At 59.6% G+C, this 23,390-nt stretch carries 16 protein-coding genes and 1 pseudogene; 8 read left to right on the top strand and 9 right to left on the bottom strand.

All coding sequences use genetic code 11. The features are described 5' to 3' along the window. Positions 1 to 74 precede the first annotated feature (74 nt). The 4 genes and pseudogenes from CKROP_RS09560 (at position 75) to CKROP_RS09575 (ending at position 4,439) form a co-directional block, all read left to right on the top strand. Positions 75 to 401 carry a heavy-metal-associated domain-containing protein gene (locus CKROP_RS09560; protein ID WP_012732542.1) on the top strand — a complete coding sequence of 109 codons (327 nt, stop codon included), beginning with the start codon at positions 75 to 77 and terminating at the stop codon, positions 399 to 401. Between the two features lie 51 nt (positions 402 to 452). Continuing rightward, a complete protein-coding gene (locus CKROP_RS09565) occupies positions 453 to 2,687 on the top strand; it encodes a copper-translocating P-type ATPase (RefSeq protein ID WP_012732543.1) in 2,235 nt (744 codons plus the stop codon). Positions 2,688 to 2,780: 93 nt separating this feature from the next. Then, positions 2,781 to 3,158: pseudogene (locus CKROP_RS09570) on the top strand (IS6 family transposase); the annotation flags it as partial. Positions 3,159 to 3,536: 378 nt separating this feature from the next. Then, positions 3,537 to 4,439: an LmeA family phospholipid-binding protein gene (locus CKROP_RS09575; RefSeq protein ID WP_148209688.1), complete on the top strand. Its 903-nt coding sequence runs from the start codon at positions 3,537 to 3,539 to the stop codon at positions 4,437 to 4,439. 9 nt (positions 4,440 to 4,448) lie between these two features. Here CKROP_RS09575 and CKROP_RS09580 read toward each other — a convergent pair whose 3' ends face one another. From CKROP_RS09580 to CKROP_RS09620, 9 genes are all read right to left on the bottom strand, one after another. After that, a complete protein-coding gene (locus CKROP_RS09580; RefSeq protein ID WP_041629636.1) occupies positions 4,449 to 4,736 on the bottom strand; it encodes a DUF2516 family protein in 288 nt (95 codons plus the stop codon). A gap of 60 nt (positions 4,737 to 4,796) precedes the next feature. Beyond that, positions 4,797 to 6,353 carry a DUF445 domain-containing protein gene (locus tag CKROP_RS09585; RefSeq protein WP_012732546.1) on the bottom strand — a complete coding sequence of 519 codons (1,557 nt, stop codon included), beginning with the start codon at positions 6,351 to 6,353 and terminating at the stop codon, positions 4,797 to 4,799. Positions 6,354 to 6,587: 234 nt separating this feature from the next. Further along, a complete protein-coding gene (locus tag CKROP_RS09590) occupies positions 6,588 to 6,911 on the bottom strand; it encodes a hypothetical protein (RefSeq protein WP_012732547.1) in 324 nt (107 codons plus the stop codon). 166 nt (positions 6,912 to 7,077) lie between these two features. Continuing rightward, positions 7,078 to 7,827 carry a succinate dehydrogenase/fumarate reductase iron-sulfur subunit gene (locus tag CKROP_RS09595; protein WP_012732548.1) on the bottom strand — a complete coding sequence of 250 codons (750 nt, stop codon included), beginning with the start codon at positions 7,825 to 7,827 and terminating at the stop codon, positions 7,078 to 7,080. After that, complete coding sequence (locus tag CKROP_RS09600; RefSeq protein ID WP_012732549.1) at positions 7,827 to 9,866, bottom strand: fumarate reductase/succinate dehydrogenase flavoprotein subunit; 2,040 nt, start codon at positions 9,864 to 9,866, stop codon at positions 7,827 to 7,829. Before CKROP_RS09600 ends, CKROP_RS09595 begins: the two co-directional genes overlap by 1 nt. Before the next feature lie 15 nt (positions 9,867 to 9,881). Further along, positions 9,882 to 10,643 carry a succinate dehydrogenase cytochrome b subunit gene (locus CKROP_RS09605; RefSeq protein WP_012732550.1) on the bottom strand — a complete coding sequence of 254 codons (762 nt, stop codon included), beginning with the start codon at positions 10,641 to 10,643 and terminating at the stop codon, positions 9,882 to 9,884. A gap of 323 nt (positions 10,644 to 10,966) precedes the next feature. Further along, the gene (locus CKROP_RS09610) at positions 10,967 to 13,543 is read right to left on the bottom strand and encodes a glycoside hydrolase family 65 protein (RefSeq protein WP_012732551.1); all 2,577 of its coding nucleotides are present in this window, start codon (positions 13,541 to 13,543) and stop codon (positions 10,967 to 10,969) included. A gap of 113 nt (positions 13,544 to 13,656) precedes the next feature. Further along, positions 13,657 to 14,430, bottom strand: coding sequence for an HAD family hydrolase (locus CKROP_RS09615; protein ID WP_236881704.1), 774 nt, complete (start codon positions 14,428 to 14,430; stop codon positions 13,657 to 13,659). A 97-nt stretch (positions 14,431 to 14,527) separates the two neighbouring features. Continuing rightward, on the bottom strand, positions 14,528 to 16,729 hold the full coding sequence (locus CKROP_RS09620) for a malate synthase G (protein ID WP_012732553.1): 2,202 nt from the start codon (positions 16,727 to 16,729) through the stop codon (positions 14,528 to 14,530). Between the two features lie 505 nt (positions 16,730 to 17,234). Between CKROP_RS09620 and aceA the strand changes: the two genes are divergently transcribed. From aceA to CKROP_RS09640, 4 genes are all read left to right on the top strand, one after another. After that, positions 17,235 to 18,530 (top strand): isocitrate lyase, encoded by a 1,296-nt coding sequence (aceA, locus tag CKROP_RS09625; RefSeq protein ID WP_012732554.1) that lies wholly within the window; start codon positions 17,235 to 17,237, stop codon positions 18,528 to 18,530. Positions 18,531 to 18,648: 118 nt separating this feature from the next. Continuing rightward, the gene (ramB, locus tag CKROP_RS09630; protein WP_012732555.1) at positions 18,649 to 20,145 is read left to right on the top strand and encodes an acetate metabolism transcriptional regulator RamB; all 1,497 of its coding nucleotides are present in this window, start codon (positions 18,649 to 18,651) and stop codon (positions 20,143 to 20,145) included. A 296-nt stretch (positions 20,146 to 20,441) separates the two neighbouring features. Then, positions 20,442 to 21,782 carry a dicarboxylate/amino acid:cation symporter gene (locus CKROP_RS09635; RefSeq protein WP_052292508.1) on the top strand — a complete coding sequence of 447 codons (1,341 nt, stop codon included), beginning with the start codon at positions 20,442 to 20,444 and terminating at the stop codon, positions 21,780 to 21,782. Between the two features lie 70 nt (positions 21,783 to 21,852). Next, positions 21,853 to 23,388 carry a phytoene desaturase family protein gene (locus tag CKROP_RS09640; RefSeq protein WP_012732557.1) on the top strand — a complete coding sequence of 512 codons (1,536 nt, stop codon included), beginning with the start codon at positions 21,853 to 21,855 and terminating at the stop codon, positions 23,386 to 23,388. Positions 23,389 to 23,390: the final 2 nt, after the last annotated feature.

Genomic DNA, 23,390 nt, shown 5'->3' on the forward strand with positions numbered 1-23,390 from the left:
ATTGAAAATATACCCCCGGGGGGTATACGCTAGAGTGGCATCACCGCATCCCACCGACTCGTAGGAGCTTTCCCATGATCACCTCCCCGCCCCGCCTCTTGCCGATGGCCTCCCACGGCTGCAGCTGTTGCGGACCTGCCTCACGTGCCGACACCGCCTCCATCCCTGCCGCCAGCGACTCGTCAGCAGGAGGGTCCTCCCCTAGCTACCAGGTCACCGGTCTGACCTGCGGGCACTGCGCGAAAAGCGTGACCCAGGCCCTTCAGGCCCTCCCCCAGGTCGACGACGTCCAGATTGATCTCGCTGCTGGTGGAGTTTCCACCGTCACGGTCACCGGTGTCGTACCTCCGGAGATGGTTCGCCAGGCCATCGAGGAGGCCGGCTACACCGTCTTATCCTGATCAGTTTTACCCATCATCTCGACCCCGACCGGGTTGAGCGAAAGAAACGTCATGAGCACTCCCCACCATTCCGGTGATCACCATGGTGATCACCCCGCTACGGAAACAGACCACACCCACCACCCGGATCATGCCAGCCACGAACACCACGCAGATCCCGACACCCACGGCCAGGCGATGCCCCACGATCACCCGCACTCCGCCCTGGACGAAGACCACCACGTTCATGGTCACGGCGAACACGCCGGACACAGCACCGCAATGTTTCGGGACCGCTTCTGGTGGTCGCTGATTTTGTCCATTCCCGTCGTTATTTTCAGTCCCATGGTCGCCCACCTGCTTGGCTACCACCTCCCGGCATTTCCCGGATCCACCTGGATCCCCCCGGTGCTGGGCACGATCATCTTCGTCTACGGCGGAACGCCTTTCCTCAAGGGTGGATGGAAAGAACTGAAATCCCGCCAACCCGGGATGATGCTCCTGATCGCCATGGCCATCACCGTGGCGTTTGTCGCCTCCTGGGTCACCACTCTGGGGCTGGGCGGTTTCGACCTGGACTTCTGGTGGGAGCTGGCCCTGCTGGTGACCATCATGCTGCTGGGCCACTGGCTGGAGATGCGCGCTCTCGGGGCCGCGTCCTCCGCGCTTGACGCGCTGGCTGCCCTGCTGCCGGATGAGGCCGAGAAAGTCATCGACGGGACCACCCGCACCGTGGCCATCTCCGAGCTGGTCGTCGACGACGTCGTGCTGGTGAGGGCCGGTGCCCGGGTGCCGGCCGACGGAACCATCCTCGACGGAGCCGCCGAATTCGATGAGGCGATGATCACCGGCGAATCCCGTCCCGTCTTCCGCGACACCGGTGACAAGGTGGTCGCCGGTACCGTGGCCACCGACAACACCGTCCGCATCCGGGTGGAGGCTACCGGCGGGGACACCGCCCTGGCCGGGATCCAACGCATGGTTGCCGACGCCCAGGAGTCCTCCTCCCGGGCCCAGGCCCTGGCGGATCGGGCGGCGGCGTTGTTGTTCTGGTTCGCGCTGATCTCCGCTCTGATCACCGCGGTGGTGTGGACCATCATCGGCAGCCCGGACGATGCCGTGGTGCGCACGGTCACGGTGCTGGTCATCGCCTGCCCGCACGCCCTGGGCCTGGCGATTCCGCTGGTCATTGCGATCTCCAGCGAGCGGGCCGCGAAATCCGGGGTGCTCATCAAGGACCGGATGGCGCTCGAGCGGATGCGCACCATCGACGTGGTGCTCTTCGACAAAACCGGCACCCTGACCGAGGGTGCGCACGTGGTCACCGGTGTCGCGGCAGCTGTCGGCGTCACCGAGGGCGAGCTGCTGGCCCTAGCCGCCGCCGCGGAGGCCGACAGCGAGCACCCCGTGGCCCGCGCCATCGTGGCAGCCGCGGCCGCCCATCCCGAGGCCTCCCGTCGGCAAATCCGTGCAACTGGTTTCAGCGCCGCCTCCGGCCGGGGGGTCCGGGCCACTGTCGATGGCGCTGAGATCCTCGTGGGCGGGCCGAACATGCTGCGCGAGTTCAACCTCACCACCCCGGCCGAGCTCACCGACACCACCAGCGCCTGGACCGGGCGTGGGGCCGGTGTGCTCCATATTGTCCGCGACGGTCAGATCATCGGTGCGGTAGCCGTCGAGGACAAGATCCGCCCCGAATCCCGCGCCGCCGTGAAAGCCCTGCAGGACCGCGGGGTGAAGGTCGCGATGATCACCGGCGACGCCCAGCAGGTGGCCCAGGCGGTTGGTCAGGACCTAGGCATTGATGAGGTCTTCGCCGAGGTCCTGCCCCAGGACAAAGACACCAAGGTCACGCAGCTGCAGGACCGGGGTTTGAGCGTGGCCATGGTCGGTGACGGTGTCAATGACGCCCCCGCTCTGACCCGCGCGGACGTCGGTATCGCCATCGGTGCCGGCACGGATGTGGCCATGGAATCTGCCGGGGTGGTCCTAGCCAGTGATGACCCGCGGGCAGTGCTGTCGATGATTGAGCTGTCCCAGGCCAGCTACCGCAAGATGATCCAGAACCTGATCTGGGCCTCTGGCTACAACATCCTCGCCGTGCCGTTGGCCGCCGGAGTGCTCGCCTCGATCGGGTTCGTGCTGTCCCCGGCCGTGGGCGCGATCTTGATGTCTGCCTCGATCATCGTGGTGGCCCTGAACGCCCAGCTGTTGCGCCGCATTGATCTGGATCCGGCTCACCTGGCTCCGACCGAGTCGAAGGAGCAACACACCACGCCTACTCCGGCATCCACCGCCGTCCACTGACCCACCACTTCTCTCCACTGCCCCCATATGACCCTGAAAGGTGCTGTTGCAAAGTTGGGGCAGTAGGAAGAGTGACGTGAAATAGTCACAGTCATGGGTATCTTTTCCGGTCGTCATTTCCCCCGTGACATTATTCTGTGGGCAGTGCGGTGGTATTGCCACTACGGGGTGAGCTACCGCGATTTGGAGGAAATGATGACCGAGCGGGGCGTGCCGGTCGATCACACCACGATCTACCGCTGGGTCCAGAAATACGCCCCTGAGCTGGACAAGCAAACACGGTGGTACCGACAGATACCTGACTGGCAGGCCAGTTCCTGGCGGGTGGACGAGACCTATATCCGGGTCGGCGGCAGGTGGTGCTACCTCTATCGGGCGATCACCGCCGGTGGCCAGACCCTGGACTTTTACCTCTCTCCGAAGCAGAACGTGGCCGCAGCGAAGCGTTTCCTGGCCAAGGCCGTCAGATCAAGACAACAAGCAAGATGACTTGTTGACACCATCGAAAACAAAAGTACGAAAGCCGAGAGCGGGAGTTCGGATGTAAATCCCCACACTTGCAATCCTCGACCGCCAAAGTTCACAAGAACAAAGAAACCGGAGGTCACGAACCCTTTCGAGTTTGTTACCTCCGGTGTCGCAGTTTGTACAACTGCTCCAATCCCCATCCACCGGACATAATCGATAACCTTCATCATTGAAAACCTAGTCTGTAGAAGCACAGAAACCGGTCGATCTGGCACATAATGATGCGTTACTCTGTGAATTTGCTGAATAGTTTTCTACAACATTCCTAAATACGGCATTTTCCCTTGCCGAGGCCCCACGATCTCCGGTTTACTTGTCCGCGTGAATCGCTCTAAGTCTTCTTTGGGAAAAATCATGGTGGTCGTCATCGTATTGGCCATCGTGGTACTCGTGGTCGCCGAATTTGCCGCGCGGGCCTACGTGTCCTCTCATATAAAAAAGGAACTCTCAGAGCACGCGAATGATACGTCCTCCTCCGCACAGATCTCATTCGGCGCACACCCAGTTCTACCTGCAGTAATCACGCGAAAGCTCAGCCATGTGAAGGTCGATATTCCGAATTCACTCGACGTAACCTACCCTGATGGAGCCACATCTACCCCCGATGTCAGTGGATATCCACCGTCGACAATCACGATCGACAATCTCAACATGAAGTCCCACGCTGCGGGCACACTCACGCTGGGTACCACCCTATCCACCGATTACATCGAAGCCGCAGCACAAGGTGGTGTCACGCGAAATAGCAGTTCAAACACCAATTCGCACAATGCTAGAAGCCATTCCTACAGCCAAGCTAATTACTCCGCTGCGGCACAATCCATTGCTGATCGCGCTATCAAAGTCACCGCAGTCAACCCCAACCCATCCAAAGGCACCTTCAGCCTCGAGTTATCTGGTGGCTTGGCCGATCTAGAGATCAAGCCCACTATCGACAGCGGCGACCTCACCATGAAGGTGACCAACGCGAAGTTGCTCGGTATGTCGCTTCCGCAGTCTGTGGCCGACGTTTTAACGTCGCAAATTGAAGATGCCGCCAATGTCAGCAATAAGGAGCTAAGGGCCACTCATGTGGAGGTCACCAGCCGGGGGATGCGCGTGACGGAGGAAGGCCACGACGTCGATCTGAAAGCGCTGTCTGATAGTGCCAATCAGATTCTGGGGACGCACAACGATGGCTCGACCAGTGATTCAGCCGCGGGCCGGGTCGGCGCCCATCAGTAGTATTTGTACTCAGTAGTATTCGCCGTTTTGAATACTCTTGAGCTGCGGGTACACATCAAACCAGTACACGCCGATAGCCACGATGCCGAAGAGCCAGATGAAGCTCCTGGTGAACAGCACGAGGAGCGTCGATACCACTAGGATGCCGAACCACTGCCATTTGGGGCGACGATCCCCGGCCTCAAACGCGTCGGAGCGAGTAGAAGCCACAACGATCGCGCCCACGACCCCCACGACGGTGATGGCTAATTTCATGGCCACCATGACCCAACCGAGGACCATGAAAATTGTCATCATGACATGCATCGCGGACTCTCCCACTACGTAGTTCTCAAAGGTGGCGGACTCACTGCCAGACTACAGGCTCAGCACCAGCTGCGAGAGCGTGTAAATCAGCAGCCCGGCCAAGGATCCCACAATAGTGCCATTAAAGCGAATGTATTGCAGGTCCTTGCCCACCATGAGCTCGATCTTGTCGCTGGCTTCGTCGGCATCCCAGCGCTCCACTGTTTCGGAAATAATACTGGTCACTTCGCCCGAGAAGTTTTGCGCGATATAGCGCGCGGTTCCCGTGACTCGCTCTCCCCATCGCGCGCGGAGCTCCGCGTCCGTCAACAGTCGGGTGGCATATAGAGAGACTTCCTCGGCAATTCTGCGTCGAACATGTGATTGCGGGTCCGACGCCATGCGAACAATTTGTTCTTTCATATTCCGCCAGACGGTTGCAGGCGCAGCCTGCACGGGGGCGGAGGACAACACATCGTGTTTAAACTCCTCGACCCTGTTGATCATCTCCGGATCGTGCTGCAGGTCCGAGGCCCATTGATTGACCACCCGACGCAGCGCCTGGCGGGCCTCATGGTCCGGCTCTGTCTTCACCTTGTACGCGAAGTCGACGATCTCCCTGTACACGCGTTCCCCGACAAGGTCGTTGATGAACCCCGGTGCCCACGAGGGTGCACGCTGGTTGAGCAACCGCGTGATGAGCTCTTCGGAATCGCGGGCGCGATCATATGCCCAGGAAATAATCGTGTCGACAACTGGCTCAGCTTTTCCCTCCGCAATGAATTGTTCCATGAGCGCACCTGCGGGCGGCCCCCAGTCTGGCTCCGCGATACGGTCGATCACCATCGTGCGGATCATCTCGGCGGCTTCCTCATCGTCGATTCCCTCAACGATGGCGATCGTCGCGTTACCAACCTCTTCAGAAACCCGCGCCGCATTGGCCGGCTCTGACGCCCACTGCCCCACTCTAGCGGGAATATCGGCCTTCTGAACTTTGTCGGTAATGAGCTCGGCATTGAGAAAATTGTCCCCCACGAACCCCGATAATGCCTCGCCAACCTGGTCTTTTTTGCGTCGAATGATCGCCGTATGAGGAATGGGCAAGTGCATAGGCCGCCGGAACAGGGCTGTCACGGCGAACCAGTCCGCGAGGGCACCGACCATGCCTGCTTCGGAGGCAGCGCGGACATAACCGATCCAGGCGGCGTCGGAATCCTGCTCCAGCCACCGGCACACAAGATAGATGACCGTAGCGAGGACTAACAGCCCTGTAGCGATGGCTTTATATTTTTTTAATTCTCGACGACGGCCTGCCTCATCACTGACCGGCGGAAGGGTTTCCGACGACGGCGACTGTGCCGACGTAGTGCCGCGTGGTGCAGGCGCCTGGTTAGAGAAGTCCCCACGGTCGTCCACAGCTGCAGGGGCTGCCGAGGCTGCGTCGTGCCTGACTACAGCCGTGTCGGTGGGTGTTCGGCGTGGCAGTTTGTCTCCTGAGGAGGCACGAGTGGGTGAATCGTTGGCGGAGGAATTGTCCGCGGGAAGGGCATGACGGGGTCCAGAATCAGTCACAGTTCTATTGTGCCAGGGTGCTAGGACACGACACGCACGCGCTAACACGTGCTGCATAAACGTTGCGTTCAAGCTTGGGTGATGCTGGATACCCGAGTTTTTTGCACGACGTGGTACAGAAAAGCTGCAGACATAAAACAACGCCACCCCATGAACACGGGGTGGCGTTGCTGGAGGTGCTCAGGATCTGATTTCACCTAAGCGCGATATTGATGCGTTCACGCATGCACAACTTTCGGGGGCCATACTGAACTGCAGGAACAGCACAGCCGTGCACACACGTGGCGCCTTTTAGTGAAGGCGTCCGGTGCGCTTCTTGTACTCGCGGTAGGGGGCGCGGCCAGCGTGGATAAGGCCGAAGCCGAGAGCGAGGCACAGGATCCCGCCAATGAGTCCGCCGACGAGTAGGTAGGTGGACCACCCTTGTCCGCCAAAGATCTCGGTGGACAAACCAAAAATGAAGATGCCGAAGAAGGCGAGTGCGGAGAGGACGAATCCCATCCCCGACCATGTCTTGCTACTGTTCAGCGATGAATGCGGTGACGCGAGGGATACGGGGACATAGCCCTCTATGTAGTGTGGCTCGCCTTCAAATTGAGGCTCAGACGAAGACATAACTTTACCTTTCACGACCTGAATCAGGGTGGGTCACAGAGTGTGACCTTTAGTGTAGCCGCTTATGGGTAAAAGACTACCCATAAGCCGACGCGGGAGTCACCCCTGAACTGCCACCCTGCAAAGTTCGTGCAGGCCAACAGAACGTAGGAGTGACAGGTATGACCTATTTGTCCTTGTTCCGCAGTGCGGAGCGAGTACGCTCCTTCGTCACGGCTGCCACGGCGGTCAACGGGATTCCTGCTGGGCAAACGTCGGCGCATTCACCGTACAACGAGCACGGGCCGAAGGTGGTTTCCAGGTTGTCAACCATCTTGCGGGCACGCTTGCCGCGCTCTTGCTTACCCAGCGGCATGAGCTTCAGATGCTCCAACTTCGCACCGGTGAACAGGTGCGCTGCACCATTCGGGCACGCCGCAACGCAGGCACCACAGCCGATACATGCCGCGAAGTCGAGGGCTTTCTCGGCATCCGCGTGGTTCATGGGCAGGAAATCCGCATCGGGGGCGGTACCGGCCATGACGGAGATAAACCCGCCTTGTTCCAGCACGCGATCCAGTGCGGAGCGGTCTACGACCATATCCTTAACCACGGGGTATGCCGCAGAGCGCAACGGCTCGATCTTGATACTGTCACCGTCTTTGAAGTTGAACAGGCGCTGCTGGCAGGCCGGTTTGTTCTTGTCCGGGCCGTGCGGGCGGCCGTTGATGGTCAAGCCGCAGGTGCCGCAAATACCTTCACGGCAGTCAGAAGCGAAAGCGAAAGGCTCTTTGCCTTGCTCGATGTAGCCTTCGTTGACGTGGTCCAGCAGCTCAAGGATGGACATTTGCTCGACGGCGTCATCGACATCGACAGACTCGAAGTGTCCTTCGGATTCCGGGCCCGCCTGACGCCAGATCTCTAGATGCAGTTTCATTACTTGTAGTTCCTTGTCATCAGAGGGATGCGGTCGAAGTACAGAGGCTCGGCGTGGCGGATGAACTTGCCATCACCGTTGTGTTCCCACGCAGAGACGAAGCACCACTTGGAGTCATCGCGCTCTGCCTCACCATCTTCAGAGAGGTGATCGTCGCGGTAGTGGGCGCCACAGGATTCGTCGCGGTCCATGGCGTCAACGCACATGAGCTCGGCGAGATCCATGTAGTCAGCAACACGGTTAGCGTATTCCAAAACCTGGTTGAGGTTATCGACGTCACCCGGGATGTGCAGGTTCTGCCAGAACTCATCGCGCAGTTCACGGATGTCCTTGATACCCTTTTCCAGGTTTTCAACGTTACGGGACACGCCGCAGGAGAAGTACAGGATGTCTCCCAGCTTGCGGTGGAAGTATTCCGGCCCGTGCGGGTCCTTCGCCTGGATATTCATCAATTTTTCGATGCGCTTCTTGGACCGTTCCAGAGCTTCCTGAGCAGCCGGCGAATCAGCCGGGAGCACCTTGGTGCCCAGCAGTGGTGCCAGGTAGTTCGGAATCGTGAACGGCAAGGTAAACCAACCGTCAATCGACGCTGACAGCAGCGAGTTAGCACCCAAGCGGTTCGCACCGTGATACATCCAGGATGCCTCACCGGCGGCGAAGAGGCCGGGGATGTTCGTCATGTCGTTGAAGTCGGTCCACAGACCACCCATCACGTAGTGGCAGGTCGGAGCGATACGCATTGGTGTTTCGTATGCGGATTCACCAATCGTCTCTTCATACATCTGGATCAAGTTGCCGTAACGCTCCTTGATCACGTCCTTGCCCAGACGCTGAATGGCGTCACGCAGATCCAAGTACACGGAGTTGTGCAATGGACCAACACCGTATCCGCCGTTGATCTGCTGCGAGTTCGCACGAGAAGCGATATCACGAGGGACGAGGTTACCGAATGCCGGATAGCGACGCTCCAAGAAGTAGTCGCGCTCGTCTTCGGGAATGTCGTTGGGGTCGCGGTCGTCGGCCTTCTTCTTCGGCGTCCAGACGCGGGCATCGTTACGCAACGATTCCGACATCAAAATCGTCTTGGACTGCCAGTCCGAGTTCACCGGGATACCCGTCGGGTGGAACTGCACAAACGACGGCGATGCCATGTAGGCGCCTTGGTCATAGGCGCGCATAATGGCCGACGCGTTGGAGTTCTTCGCCAACGTGGACATGTAGTAAACGTTGCCGTAGCCGCCGGTTCCCAGGATCACGGCGTGGCCGGTGTGGGCAGTCAGTTCGCCCGTAATGAGGTTACGGGTGACGATGCCCTGGCAGCGACCATCGTCGATAATGAGATCCATCATCTCGCTGTGAGTGAAGATCTCTACAGAGCCGGCACCAATCTGACGCTGCAACGCCGAGGTTGTCGCCAGCTGTAGCTGCTGACCTGTCTGACCACGGGTGTAGTACGTACGAGAAACCTGAACACCACCGAATGAACGGGTGGCCAGTGTTCCGCCGTACTCGCGGGAGAATGGTGCACCCACGGCATTCATGTGGTCAATGACACGAGGAGACTCTTCTGCCAAACGCCAACAGTCGTTCTCGCGGCAGCGGTAGTCGCCACCTTTCACCGTGTCTTTGGTGTGGTTGTAGGTGGAGTCATTGTCCAGCTTCTTCGAGCGAGACGAGTTCACACCACCCTGCGCGGCAATCGAGTGAGCACGACGGGGAGCGTCGTGATAGGTGAAAACTTTGACGTCGTAGCCCAGCTCTCCCAGTGCTGCTGCGGCAGCTCCACCGGCCAAACCGGTACCGACGACGAGAACGGTGAACTTCTTACGGTTCAGGGGTGAGACCAGCTTGAAGTGTTGCTTAGCGTAATCCCACTCGTCGGCCTGCGATAGCCCCTTCATGTGAGGAGCGTTGTCCTTTAACTTGGAGCCCAGGGTCACTCCGGGAACGCTGGAATCAGGCGCGGTGAAATTCTCTACAGCGGTGTCGTAGTCGAAGTCCGGCCCCTGATTATGGGGGTTCTGAATAACTGCACTCATATTTGTAACCTCCGCCTACAGTGATACCGCGCCGGTCAGGACAGCAACGGGAATTGAAATATTGCCAATCATGATGATGGCCGGAACTATGTAAGCGACAAATAGCATGACTTGACGCCACCGGTGTCCGGTAATTCCAAGATCAGAGATGGCCGTCCAAATACCGTGCGAGAGGTGGATGAACAGAATCACCATGGCAAGGATGTAGAAAATCGCAACCCCAGGACGATCAAAGCTGTGAATGAGGTTGGCATAAGCATGCGCATGACCGGCGGTGTTCTCCTCAAATTCACTCGATCCGATCGGCCGCACGCCCAGCGTCAAGTCCAAAATGTGGAAGATGATGAACAGCAGTAGGACCAGGCCCGTCACAACCATGGACCGTGCTGCGAAGGTGTTCATCCCCGACACAAGCCCTGTCCGGCGGAATTTACCCCGTGACTGCCGTGCACGCCCGTGTAATGCCAAACCGCAGTACACGTGTAAAACCAGGCAGACAAGTAGGACAATACGTGCGATCCACAGAACGCCTTCACGGGGGAACAAGGGTTCGAACATTGTACGCAGGAATTCCGCGTAGTCGTTATAGTGATCCGCACCCATGTAGATCTTTAGGTTACCGATCATATGGACGAGCACGAATAGCCCGAAGATTAGGCCCGTGATCGCCATCGTCATTTTCATAGCCCACGACGGGAACGCCGGCTTGTCGCGGAGCGGATCCGTCGTTATTTTACCGTGAACAATGGCGTCACGGTTCGCGTTTTTTACAGTCATGGCACCTCCAGTGTCAGCCTTACTGTACGACGACGAGGGAGGTCCACTCCACTTACACTGCTACCGCGTGATACACATCACTAGTGGTCAAGACGGATTTTTCGCAACTACGTCTTTGCGTAATTCTTTACCCCCACTGACCACTGAGATAAATAGATGGAATTTTTCGGCCATGACCTGCAATGTTAACGCTGTTTTCTTCGCACGAAGCAGCCCGTTAGCGTAGCCTCAACAGGCCAGTTTAGGTAGAAACACGGACATTTCCTGACAACGCGCTGCCCCCGGTTGGGGGCTGGCGGCGTCAGTCCAGTATGAGCGCGACGTTAGTCGTCGTCGAGGTTGCGCTCACCAGGCAAAGCGATGGTCATCGGCTCGTGAGTCACGACAACTTCGCGGCCACCGACCTCAATGGGGCCGACGTCGTGAAGCCCCTCCTCCACCACGAGTTCGACGGAGTGACGTCGGATAGCGACGCGAATGCGGCAACCGTGAAGGGTGATCCGATAAATGAGCTCTTCCCACTCATCGGGCAGCCGCGGGTTGATGCTGTAGCGGCCCTCATAATCACGGAAACCGCCGAAGCCGTACACGAGCGCGGACCACACACCGCCGGTGGAGGCAATGTGCACACCGTCTTTCGTGTTCCCGTGCAAGTTGCCTAAGTCCACGAACAGGCCACGGAGGAAGAAATCCATCGCCTTGTCTTTGAGGTCCAGCTCTGCCGCGACGATGGACTGAACGACGGCGGACAGGGTCGAATCGCCGGTGGTCAACTCGTCGTAGTAGTTGTAGTCGGCCAGTTTCTCTTCTCGGGTGAACCGGTTACCCCGCAGGAACAGCGCCAACACGACATCGGCCTGCTTGATGATCTGGTAGCGGTAGATGGTGAGCGGGTGGTAGTGCAGCAACAGCGGGCGCTTCGGGCCGACGGCGGGGTCGTCAAGGTTCCAGCGCTCGCGCTCCAAGAACTGGTCATCCTGCGGGTGGATCCCCAACTTCGGGTCCAGCAGGATATGCATGTGCTCGGCTGCTTTATCCCACAGCTCTATTTCTTCCTCATCCAGGCCGTACTGTTTCGCCAGGTCAGCGTAGTCATTGGGCCGGTCTGCCTTCATTTGGCGAACAACATCGGCAGCCACGCGCAGGTTATATTCCGCCATGACGTTCGTGTAGAGGTTGTTATTCACGACGGTGGTGTACTCGTCGGGCCCCGTGACGGAGTGAATATTGAATTCGCCATCACGGTCGAAGAAGCCCAAGGACATCCAGAACCGCGCTGTGCCCACCAAAATGTGGATGCCTTCGCGCAACAGAAAATCCGTATCTCCCGACGCGTACACGTACTTCATGAGGGCGTACGCGATGTCCGCATCGATGTGGTACTGAGCGGTCCCTGCCGCGTAATACGCACTTGATTCGAGGCCGTTAATGGTGCGCCACGGGAACAATGCTCCGTCATGGGAAAGCTCCCGGGCACGCTCCTGAGCAGCGGGAAGCATGAGGAAACGGAAGCGCATCGCATTCCTGGCGAACGACGGGTTCGTGTAGCTCAGGAACGGCATGACATAAATTTCTGTGTCCCAGAAATAGTGCCCGCCATAGCCGGACCCGGTCATTCCTTTCGCGGGAATACCATGTCCGTCAGCCCGCGCCGAGGCCTGCACCAGCTGGAACAGGTTCCACCGAACAGCCTGCTGAATGGTCGGCTGCCCGGTGATTTCCACGTCGGAGCGTTCCCAGAATGCATTGAGCCATTCGCGCTGATTCTGTTGCAAGGCCGGAAATCCCACCTGCACCGCGCGGTTAATCGTGCGTGCACAACGAAAGGCTAGTTCTTCAGCCGCCACATGCCGGGAGGAATGGTAGGACACGAACTTTTCCAGCCGTATCGTCATTCCTTGTTTGCCATTGAGGTGGTGAACGACGCGGGCATTATCGTCACGCACGCGTGCATCCACTTCCACGCCCGCTTCTTCACGGGTATTCAGCGACTCCGCACCCGGCATGTCTACCGTTAATCTGTGGTCCATGCTGCAGGTCACGGTCATGCCGGACTCGGCACACCGGTATCCTAAGGTGGCGCGCTCTGGCGCCGGGTGAGCCCGGAATGTCGGGATGAGGACGCGTGCTTCAATTGTCTCACCCTGGCGGGGGTCCTTCTCCGTGGCACTGTTGGCGCTATCACCATTGCCGCCACCGTGATATTCGTCCTCGCCGTCCTGGCGGTTCAGAATTTGCGACGAAATAACGACGGCCGCGTCGGCGTCGAGAAGCTCAACCTCCAAACTCATGATGGCCAGGTGTTTCTCCTGGAAGGAGATCATTCGCTCGGAGGTCACCCGCACGCGCTTGCCCGACGGGGTGCGCCAGATGAGGTTGCGGCGGAGGATGCCCTCGCGGAAGTCCAGGGTGCGTTCGTAGTCTTCGAGGTCGGCGCTGCCCAAGCGGAGAGGTTCGTCGTCAATATATAGGCGCATCGGCTTGGCATCGGGTGCCGAGACCAGTGTCTGCCCCTTGCGGGCTAAGCCGTAAGCGTCTTCCGCGTGGCGGATGTTCCATGTTTCGTGGAGGCCGTTGATGTAGGTGCCGTGGTAGGCGGAATCGCGCCCCTCGGAGGGGTTCGCGCGCATGCCCATGTACCCGTTGGAGAGGGCGAAGATGGATTCCGATACCCCCAGGTCCATGCGGTTGGGGACGCGCTCGATGAGCCGCCACGGGTCGACGGGATTGTTTTCGCGGTCGATGGTGGACTCTGGGTCAACCCCGTGGTGGTGGCCGTCGGCGCGGGCCAGTAATCCATCCTGGCGGCCGTCATCAATCGAGCCCTTTTGGTCCTTATGTCCATGGCGACGGGCAGCAAGAAAAGCTTCCGACGTCGCTTGCGATGCTTTCGGGCTCATTCACTCTCCTAGGGATCCTTGTGGTGACGTTAACGGCATGAGCTGCTGCAGTCACAGCCTATCGACCAGGCTACCGATCCGTAGGTTGTGGGTTGGCTGGCAGGGGGCCTTTTTTACACCAGCTCGCCGAGGTCGTCAACGACGGCATCGGCCCCGGCCTTCAGCAACGCGTCTTTCCCTGCACCGCGATTGACACCGAGGACGTACCCAAATTCACCGGCACACCCCGCAGCCACACCGCTGGTGGCGTCCTCAACGACAACGGCGTCGGCAGGGGTGAGGCCAAACAATTCGGCGCCATACACATAGGTATCGGGTGCCGGCTTCCCCTTGAGCTTTTTCTCCTCCGCGATGGTCCCGTCGACAACATGGGGGAAATAATCAGTGAGCCCGGCTGATTCCAGGACCCTCGGCGTGTTCTTTGACGACGACACCACGCCCATCTGCACGGCATCCGACGAGTGGGACTCGTTGTGGTCCTTCATCGCGTGGAGCAGCTGCAATGAACCAGGGTACGGATCCATCCCGCGCTTGAGGAGGTCGAGGAAGTCGCGGTTCTTGCGCAGCCCTAACCCTGTGATGGTGTTATCGGTGGGATTGTCGTCGCCATCGAGGCCTGCGTCGGCACGATCATAAGGAAGAGAGATGCCGCGCGATTCCAAGAGCGCTTGAATGGCCTCATCCCGACGACGCCCGTCCAGGTAATCGAAATAGTCCTGGTCGGTGTAGGCGCGTTCGCCGCGCTCTGCCAAGAACGCCTGGAACATCGTCGCCCACGCCTGCTGGTGGAGCGTCGCCGTGGGGGTGAGAACCCCATCAAGGTCGAAGAGCACGACCTTGAATTTCAGAAGATCCTGAAGCGTTGGTGTATCTGCTGACTGCGTCACCACAAGTTACCTTTCTGCTCGACCTTCACCGTCTACGTATGAGGGTACCCATCACCTGTGACAGACGCAGCAGTTACAGCACCAACGCAGCAGGATCCTATGCGATCCCTTCGCGTTCCTTGAATTCGCGACGGCGCTGGTGCAGAATCGGCTCGGTGTAGCCGGAGGGCGAGGTCGTCCCGTCCAAAATCAGGTCCTTCGCCGCCTGCCAACCGATCGACTTGTCATAATCAGCCGACATCGGGCGGTACGCCGGGTCTCCCTCATTTTGCTTATCGACGACTTTCGCCATGCGCTTCAATGCCTCGATCACGTAATCCTTCGTAATGATGCCGTGACGCAGCCAATTGGCCAGCAGCTGCGAGGAAATACGCAGCGTAGCGCGGTCTTCCATGAGGTCAACGTCGTGAATATCCGGAATCTTGGAGCAACCAACGCCCTGCTCCACCCAGCGGATGACGTAGCCCAGGATGGACTGGCAGTTGTTGTCTACCTCTTCCTTAATGTCTTCATCGCTCCACTTTCCGTCCGGCGATACGGGGACGGTGAGGCGGTCGCGGTAGTTATCACGACGCCCAGCAGCGCGGAGTTTCTCGTCGACAGTGAACACGTCCACCTGGTGATAGTGCGTGGCGTGCAGTGTTGCTGCGGTGGGCGACGGAACCCACGCGGTGGTGGCCCCCTGTTCCGGCTGGCTGATCTTCTCGGCCAACATGTCAGCCATGAGCTCGGTCTTTGCCCACATTCCCTTACCGATCTGCGCCTTGCCGGGTAGTCCGTGGGCGATGCCAGCGTCGACATTGTTGTCCTCATAACCCTGCATCCAGGGAGCGGATTTCATTTCGCCCTTGCGGATCATGGGGCCGGCCTCCATGGAGGTGTGGATTTCGTCGCCGGTGCGGTCCAGAAAGCCGGTGTTAATGAAGGCCAGCCGCTTGGACACGGCCTTGATACATGCGTCGAGGTTCAGCGTGGTCCGTCGCTCTTCATCCATCACTCCGACCTTGATGGTGTTCTCCGGGAGACCCAGGAGCTTCTCGGTGGCACCCAGCAGGTCGTTGGTGAATTCCACTTCCTCCGGCCCGTGCTGCTTGGGCTTCACGATGTAGATCGACCCATTGCTGGAGTTGTACATGGGGTTGTTCTTGTCAATCCCCGGGATGCCGCACACGGCGGTCATGACGGTGTCCATGATGCCTTCGAACACCTCGGACCCGTCTTCCAGCAGGATCGCCGGGTTGGTCATGAGGTGGCCCACATTGCGGGTAAACATCAAGGTGCGGCCGTGAACGGTGAAGGATTCGCCGTCCGGACTGGTGTATTCGCGGTCGGGGTTGAGCCGACGGGTGAACGTCTTGTCCCCCTTCGTCACCTCTTCTTCCAGCTCACCGGTGTTCAGCTGGAACCAGTTGCTGTACCCCAGGGTTTTATCGGTCGCATCGACGGCGGCCACGGAGTCTTCAAAGTCGATCAACGTACTGACGGCGGCGTCGAGAATAATGTCCTTGACTCCGGCCTTGTCGGTGGATCCGATGGGGGATTCGGGGTCGATCAAAATGTCGATGTACAGCCCGTTGTGCCGCAACAAAATCGACGTCGGGTTGGACTTGTCCCCGGCGTATCCGGCGTAAACCTCCGGTTCGCGCAGCTCATGCTTCTCATCGTTGACATAGCCGACGAAGGATCCGTCGGAAATGTCGTACTTGGTGACGTCGTGGTGGGATGCGTCGACCAGGGGAACTGCCTTGTCGAGGAAATCACGCGACCAGGCGATGACCTTATCGCCGCGGACTTTGTTGTAGCCGCCGTTACCCTTTTCGGCGCCACCGTCCTCGGGGATGGCGTCGGTGCCGTAGAGGGCGTCATATAACGAACCCCACCGGGCGTTCGCAGCGTTCAGCGCGAAGCGGGCGTTGAGCACGGGAACCACCAGTTGAGGGCCACTGGTTTCCGAGATCTCGGGGTCGATATTGACGGGGTCGATCTGGAAGTCATCGTCATTGTCCACCACGTAGCCGATCTCGTGGAGGAAGGCGTCGTAATCGTCGATGTTTTGCTCGCCGGGGTGCTCGGTGTACCACTCATTGAGCTTGGTTTGCAGTTCCTCGCGGCGCGCTAAGAGTTCCTTATTGCGAGGCGTATAGGTTTTCACGATGTCCGCGAAGCCGGACCAGAAAGCGTCGGGGTCCTGGCCGGTGCGGGGAAGGACCGAGCCGGTAATGAAGTCATAAAGGGTGGTGGCCACCTGAAGGCCAGCGACTTTGGTGCGGGGTGTGTTGTCGGACGTGGCGGTTGTCATAGCTTCTCCTTCGGAACATTCGGAACGACAACTGTTCTCGGTGGTGTTGCTAACACTGGTGTGGCTAACACTAAGGGAGTTCGGTGTGCGGCGAAACACTTTTTAGCTAATCGGTGCCAGATATCCCGTCGGCTCCCCCCGCTCTTTTTTACTGTGACGCACAAAACACGATTGAGTGACGCGAACCACAGCACCCAGTTATCTAGATCATATTTTGCATTAATGCAGCTCATTGCCGGTTGTCGATTTTGTGATCTGAAACATACGGTCGCGTAAGTTTGCAAACTTTGCAAAATCCCCCACTACCCCCGCACAAAGATACGATCTGAAAAGTCATTGACGTGCGTTTTCTCATCGATAAAGGTTAAGACCACGCCAACGAGGCCACCATGGCCACCGGCTACACAAACATTCACCGAAATCGCAATGTCCGGTTTTCTACGGATTTAGCCCGATATGTGGGTGTCAACGTCTCCAGAACTTAGACCTCATAGGAGTGAGCACAATGTCTACGGTTGGACAGGCCCGTACCGCTGAAGAAATCAAGAAGGATTGGGAAACCAACCCTCGCTGGAAGGACATCACCCGCAACTACACGGCGGAGGATGTCGAAGCGCTCCAGGGCACCGTCGTCGAGGAAAACACCCTCGCCCGGCGCGGCGCCGAAATCCTTTTTGACGCCATCCACGAAGAGGGCGACGGCTACATCAACGCCCTCGGCGCTCTCACCGGTAACCAGGCTGTCCAGCAGGTTCGCGCTGGGCTGAAGGCCGTGTACCTGTCCGGTTGGCAGGTTGCGGGCGACGCCAACTTGGCTGCTCAGACCTACCCCGACCAGTCTCTGTACCCCGCTAACTCAGTTCCGCAGATCGTGCGCCGCATCAACAATGCACTTCTTCGTGCCGACGAGGTTGCGCGCATCGAGGGTGATACCGCCGTCGATAACTGGCTGGTGCCCATCGTTGCCGACGCCGAGGCCGGCTTCGGTGGCGCTCTGAACGTCTTCGAGCTACAGAAGGCCATGATTCAGGCCGGTGCGGCCGGTACCCACTGGGAGGACCAGCTGGCCTCGGAGAAGAAGTGTGGTCACCTGGGCGGCAAGGTGCTGATCCCGACGCAGCAGCACATCCGTACGCTGTCATCGGCACGGTTGGCTGCGGACGTTCTGAACACGCCGACCGTGATCGTTGCCCGCACCGACGCCGAGGCCGCGACACTAATTACCTCGGACGTGGACGAGCGCGACCAGAAGTTCATTACGGGCGACCGCACTGCGGAGGGCTACTACCACGTTCAGAACGGGATCGAGCCGTGTATTGCGCGCGCCAAGTCCTACGCCCCTTATGCGGACCTCATCTGGATGGAGACCGGCACGCCTGACCTGGAGTTGGCCAAGAAGTTCGCCGACGGTGTCCACGAAGAGTTCCCCGACCAGCTGCTGGCCTACAACTGCTCGCCGTCGTTCAACTGGTCCTCACACCTGGAGAAGGACGAGATCGCGAAGTTCCAGAACGAGCTGGGCAAGATGGGCTTCAAGTTCCAGTTCATCACCTTGGCTGGTTTCCACTCACTGAACTACTCGATGTTCGACCTGGCCTACGGCTACGCGCGCGAGCAGATGACGGCCTTCGTGGACCTGCAGAACCGCGAGTTCGAGGCCGCCAAGGAGCGAGGATTCACCGCCGTCAAGCACCAGCGCGAGGTCGGTGCCGGTTACTTCGACCGCGTTGCCACTACGGTGGACCCGAACTCCTCCACCGTTGCGCTCAAGGGCTCCACGGAAGAAGGCCAGTTCCACTAGGTCAGTCCGCCCGGCTGGCCCTACCGGCCCGGGCTGAGTCCGCGGGTGCGCGCAGGCCGCGTCGAGGAATCTGCGCAAAACCCCTTTATCGCTCGCGGCGACGCTCTATTGTTGTCGCATGACCACTGGAGCTGAGAAGGAGGGCCCGTCCTCGCGCGTATTCGTCGGGACGCGGCTCAAGCAGCTCCGCAAAGAACGGGAGTTAAGCCAAGCAACCCTTGCGCACGCTCTCGGGCTCTCTGCCAGTTACGTCAACCAAATTGAAAATGACAGTCGCCCGCTGACCTCGTCGGTTCTCCGGAAAATCACCCATGTTTTCGGAATCGACGAGGCTTTCTTTTCGCGCGAAGACGATTCCCGCCTGGTCGCCGAGGTTCACGACGTCACCCTGGACCGCGAGGTGTGCCCCACCAGCATTGATGTGCAAGAGGTGGCGGATCTCGTGCACACTCACCCGGAGCTTGCCCGCGCGCTGGTGGACATTCACCGCCGCTATCGCAACGTTTCGGACAAGTTGTCGCTGGTCACCGAGGAGCGGAACCGGTCGGATGTGGAGGATTCGTCGACGGGGTCCGACGCGCTCACGATGCCTCATGAAGAGGTTCGTGATTTCTTCTATGCGCGCCAAAACTACATTGATTCGCTTGATGTTGCGGCCGAGGAACTCGCCGGGACGCTGGGTCTGGGTGTGCCCAATATCAACCACGTCGAAGATTGCGTCGCAACCCGGCTGACCTCGAAGTATGGTGTCGAGGTTCGCTACATCTCCCACCTGGATAGCGGCGGGAATGAGCACCCGGATACCGCCGAGCACATGGTCCAGCACCGCTTTTTCCCCGACACCGGCGTGCTCACCATCGACGCGCATCTCACGTCGGGGCAGAAGGCTTTCCGCATGGCTACGGAGCTTGCCTATTTAGAGGTGGGCGATCAGCTGCATTCTCTTGTCGACGAGGACCCGCGGTTTACGTCCGACGAATCCCGCCAACTCGCGGTGAGGGGCGCGGCAACGTACTACGCTGCGGCCCTGGTGTTGCCGTACACGAATTTTCACGCTCAGGCAGAGCGCGCCGGATATGACATCGAGTACCTGTCGACGGCCTACGGCATGGGGTATGAGACGATCTGCCACCGCTTATCTACCCTGCAGCGTCCGAAGCTGCGGGGAATACCATGGACCTTTGTCCGCGTGGACCGCGCTGGGAATGTGTCGAAGCGGCAATCGGCGACGGGCTTTCATTTCACACATTCGGGCGGCACGTGCCCGTTGTGGAATGTGTACGAGACGTTCTCCTACCCGGGGAAAGTGATGCGCCAGCTAGCGCAGATGCCGGATGGGCGGACGTATATGTGGGTGGCGAGGACCGTGAAACACTATCGACGACGGTTCGGCCAGCCGGGAAAAGTGTTCGCCATTGGCCTGGGGTGCGAGGCTCGCCATGCGGAACGCACGGTATATGCCGAGGGTTTGGACCTTTCGGACCTGGCGGCGGCAACGCCGATTGGGCCCGGGTGTCGTGTGTGCAGCCGCACCGAGTGTCCCCAACGCGCATTCCCGTCGATCCTTCACGACATACGGATTAATACGCATAGCTCGTCGGTCAACCCGTATTAGCGCGAAGTGTCAGCTAGCCGACGATCTCCACGTCGATGAGTGATATGTCACGTCAGGAATAGTCGGCCATTGTCATGGGTTGGAACCAGGGACGCCACCACGTAATATGTGCGTCGATTATAAATAGACAGACCAGTCTGCACGGGCTCCGGCTTGACCAGCCATGACACCTCCCGCCGTCCCGCACGCAGGTCCCACAGCGAAGGAGACACATGGCCGATTCAGCTGACACGAAACTCGATAACGACGCCGAACGCAACACCCCCGTCGATAAGAAGAAGCTCCTCCCCGGGTGGATGACGGGGTTCGGCGCGCAAGTGATCGCCGGCCTCATTATTGGCCTGATCCTCGGTTTTATCGCGCGCGCTCAAAGCAACGGGCTCGGCGGCGACAAAGAAGGCTGGCTGGGCGGGCTACTCGACGGCGTCGGCACTGCCTATGTGCAGCTTCTAAAAGTGATGATCCCGCCGCTGGTCGTCACCGCAGTCATTACCTCCGTCGCAAACCTCCGGAAAGTGACCAACGCGGCGCGGCTCGCGATCAGCACACTCGTGTGGTTCGCCATTACTGCCTTCTTCTCCGTCCTCACCGGAATCATTGTGGCGCTGGTTATGAAGCCCGGTGAAGGTACCAGCATCGACGCGTCCACGGCCGCGGATCCGTCGCATACCGGCAGCTGGCTGGCCTTCATCGAGGGGATCGTACCGTCGAACATCTTGGGGCTGGGTGCATCAACCGCATCGAGTGGCGATGGCATTGACCTGTCCTTCAATGTGCTGCAACTGCTGGTCATTTCGCTGGCCATCGGCATTGCGGCTGTGAAAACCGGGCACGCGGCGGAGCCCTTCCTGCGGTTTAATGAGTCCGTCCTCAAAATTGTTCAAACGGTGCTGTGGTGGATCATCCGACTGGCGCCGATTGGTACCGCCGCGCTGATCGGGCACGCTGTGTCGAATTACGGGTGGGACGCCCTCGGTTCGCTCGGCAAGTTTGTGCTGGCTATTTACGTTGGTCTGGCGATTGTGCTGGGCATTATTTATCCCACGGTGCTCGCCACCAATGGTCTTTCCGTGTCGGGCTTCTACCGGCGCGTCTGGCCCGTGACCAGCTTGGGCTTCGTCACGCGCTCGTCGATGGGGGTTATGCCCGTCACCCAGCGCGTCACCGAGCAGCGCATGGGTGTGCCGTCGGAGTACGCATCCTTCGCTATCCCGCTGGGTGCGACCACCAAGATGGACGGGTGCGCATCCGTCTACCCCGCGGTGGCCGCGATTTTCGTCGCCCAGTTCTATGGAACTCCCCTGAGCTTCACCGATTACCTGCTCATTATCTTCGTCTCGGTTATCGGTTCCGCGGCGACGGCTGGTACGACCGGTGCGACGGTTATGTTGACATTGACATTATCGACGCTGGGCCTCCCGCTCTCCGGCGTCGGCCTGCTGCTGGCTATCGAGCCGATTATCGACATGGGACGCACCGCTGTGAACGTGACTGGACAGTCCCTGGCCACGACGGTGGTGGCGAAGCGCGCCGGGATTTTGGACACGGCGACGTGGGACGCTGGCGAGCATGACTGGGAGGAAGTCCAGAAGTCCGAAACGGGTGAGGAAGCCCTCGCAGGTTCACACGCCGTATAATTCGGCGTGACTTAAGCTGAGGCTTCGGCTTCGGGCGATGCCGGGCGGTTTTCGGGTGGAGGGAGTGCCCATGACTCAAGCGTTTGTTGTGGGCAGCGGCCCGAATGGACTCGTGGCGGCGGTCACTCTTGCACGCGCTGGGTATGCCGTCACTGTCGTCGAGGCTCAGAGCACCATCGGCGGAGGTGCCCGTTCCGCCGAACTGACCGTGCCCGGGCTCATCCACGATCACTGCGCGGCGATCCACCCGCTCGCACTGGAGAACCCACTCCTTCAGTCTTTGACCAGCGACGATAGTGCGGGCTTGGAGTGGTTATTGCCGCCCGTGCAATGTGCACACCCGCTTCTTCGAACTGCACGGGGTGGCCTTGCCGCCGGTTTCGCTGGGGCTAAATCTGGTGGAGCCGCGCTGTATCGCGGTGTCCACGCCACGGCCCAACAGTTTCCCACTGCGCACGACCGCTTCTGGTGGGAGCGAATTTTCCGCTCTCCGGCCGGCAATTTCACAGAGCTCGCGTCGGATATTCTTCAGCCACCTTTGCGGCTAACCCAGAGTGAAACAACCGGACGCAGATGGGGAAATCTCCTCCGATTCGGCGTGCTCGCAGGCCTCCCAGCCGCGACCACTTCCCGGTTATTGCTGTCTGCGGAAGCTCGAGCACTCTTCGGTGGCGTCGCTGCACACGGGTTTCGGCCGTTGACGGGCCCTGGCTCGTCCGCCATCGGGATGATGCTCACCACCGCCGCACATGCCCGCGGCTGGCCCGTCGCCAAGGGGGGTTCCCAAGCCATCACGAACGCCCTTGTTCACGCGCTAAAACAATCAGGCGGGCAGATTACGACCGGAAGCCCTGTCCGATCCTTGGACAACCTTCCTGCCAGCACCGACGACATCGTCATGCTGGACACAACGCCTCAGGCCGCTCTTCGGATCATTGACGCGAGCCGACGCCCGCCACACGTGCCCGCGCATATTCGTGCTGCTCTCTCGCGGTATAAGTACGGCCCGGGCGTTGCCGTCGTGAACTTCGCCATCGAGGGAGATGTTCCGTGGACGTATGAGCCGGCCCGGCGCGCGGGGACTGTGCATCTGGGTAGCTCGCTGCACGATATTCACACCGCTGAGCGGGGCATCAACCGCGGCCGTCTGCCGGAGCATCCTTTCGTGTTGGTTACCCAACAGTACGTTGCCGATCCGTCGCGGAGCAGAGGAAACCTCCACCCCATCGACGCCTATGCGCACGTACCGGCCGGATACGCGGGTGAACGTTCCGACCAGCGCGACGCGTCCGCGCTGTGTGCCTCCATCGAGAGAGTTATCGAGCAGTACGCGCCAGGGTTCCGCGAGAGGATCGTCGCTAAGAAAACCAGAACTCCCGCGGATGTTGAGCACGACAATGCCAATTTTGTGGGTGGCAACATCACAACAGGGGCGAACACGCTCGCCGGGGTGCTGGGCAGGCCGCGATTGTCGACGAACCCCTACGCGGTCACCGGCCGCGGCGACGGGCTACAGGTGTACCTGTGTTCGGCGGCGACGCCTCCGGGCGCGGGGGCACACGGGCTGTGCGGCCTTTACGCTGCTCAGGCGGCACTTTCGCACTAAAG

Origin of the sequence: Corynebacterium kroppenstedtii DSM 44385 (genome assembly GCF_000023145.1) — a bacterium.
Taxonomy (GTDB): Bacteria; Actinomycetota; Actinomycetes; order Mycobacteriales; family Mycobacteriaceae; genus Corynebacterium; species Corynebacterium kroppenstedtii.

Excerpts from the sequence above, each read along its gene's own strand:
- CKROP_RS09590 (WP_012732547.1), bottom strand. The coding sequence starts at position 6,911 with ATGTCTTCGTCTGAGCCTCAATTTGAAGGCGAGCCACACTACATAGAG.
- ramB (WP_012732555.1), top strand. The coding sequence starts at position 18,649 with ATGACCACTGGAGCTGAGAAGGAGGGCCCGTCCTCGCGCGTATTCGTC.
- CKROP_RS09620 (WP_012732553.1), bottom strand. The coding sequence starts at position 16,729 with ATGACAACCGCCACGTCCGACAACACACCCCGCACCAAAGTCGCTGGC.
- CKROP_RS09640 (WP_012732557.1), top strand. The coding sequence starts at position 21,853 with ATGACTCAAGCGTTTGTTGTGGGCAGCGGCCCGAATGGACTCGTGGCG.
- CKROP_RS09585 (WP_012732546.1), bottom strand. The coding sequence starts at position 6,353 with ATGCAGCACGTGTTAGCGCGTGCGTGTCGTGTCCTAGCACCCTGGCAC.
- CKROP_RS09580 (WP_041629636.1), bottom strand. The coding sequence starts at position 4,736 with ATGATGACAATTTTCATGGTCCTCGGTTGGGTCATGGTGGCCATGAAA.
- CKROP_RS09635 (WP_052292508.1), top strand. The coding sequence starts at position 20,442 with ATGACGGGGTTCGGCGCGCAAGTGATCGCCGGCCTCATTATTGGCCTG.
- CKROP_RS09595 (WP_012732548.1), bottom strand. The coding sequence starts at position 7,827 with ATGAAACTGCATCTAGAGATCTGGCGTCAGGCGGGCCCGGAATCCGAA.
- CKROP_RS09610 (WP_012732551.1), bottom strand. The coding sequence starts at position 13,543 with ATGAGCCCGAAAGCATCGCAAGCGACGTCGGAAGCTTTTCTTGCTGCC.
- aceA (WP_012732554.1), top strand. The coding sequence starts at position 17,235 with ATGTCTACGGTTGGACAGGCCCGTACCGCTGAAGAAATCAAGAAGGAT.
- CKROP_RS09605 (WP_012732550.1), bottom strand. The coding sequence starts at position 10,643 with ATGACTGTAAAAAACGCGAACCGTGACGCCATTGTTCACGGTAAAATA.
- CKROP_RS09565 (WP_012732543.1), top strand. The coding sequence starts at position 453 with ATGAGCACTCCCCACCATTCCGGTGATCACCATGGTGATCACCCCGCT.
- CKROP_RS09600 (WP_012732549.1), bottom strand. The coding sequence starts at position 9,866 with ATGAGTGCAGTTATTCAGAACCCCCATAATCAGGGGCCGGACTTCGAC.
- CKROP_RS09560 (WP_012732542.1), top strand. The coding sequence starts at position 75 with ATGATCACCTCCCCGCCCCGCCTCTTGCCGATGGCCTCCCACGGCTGC.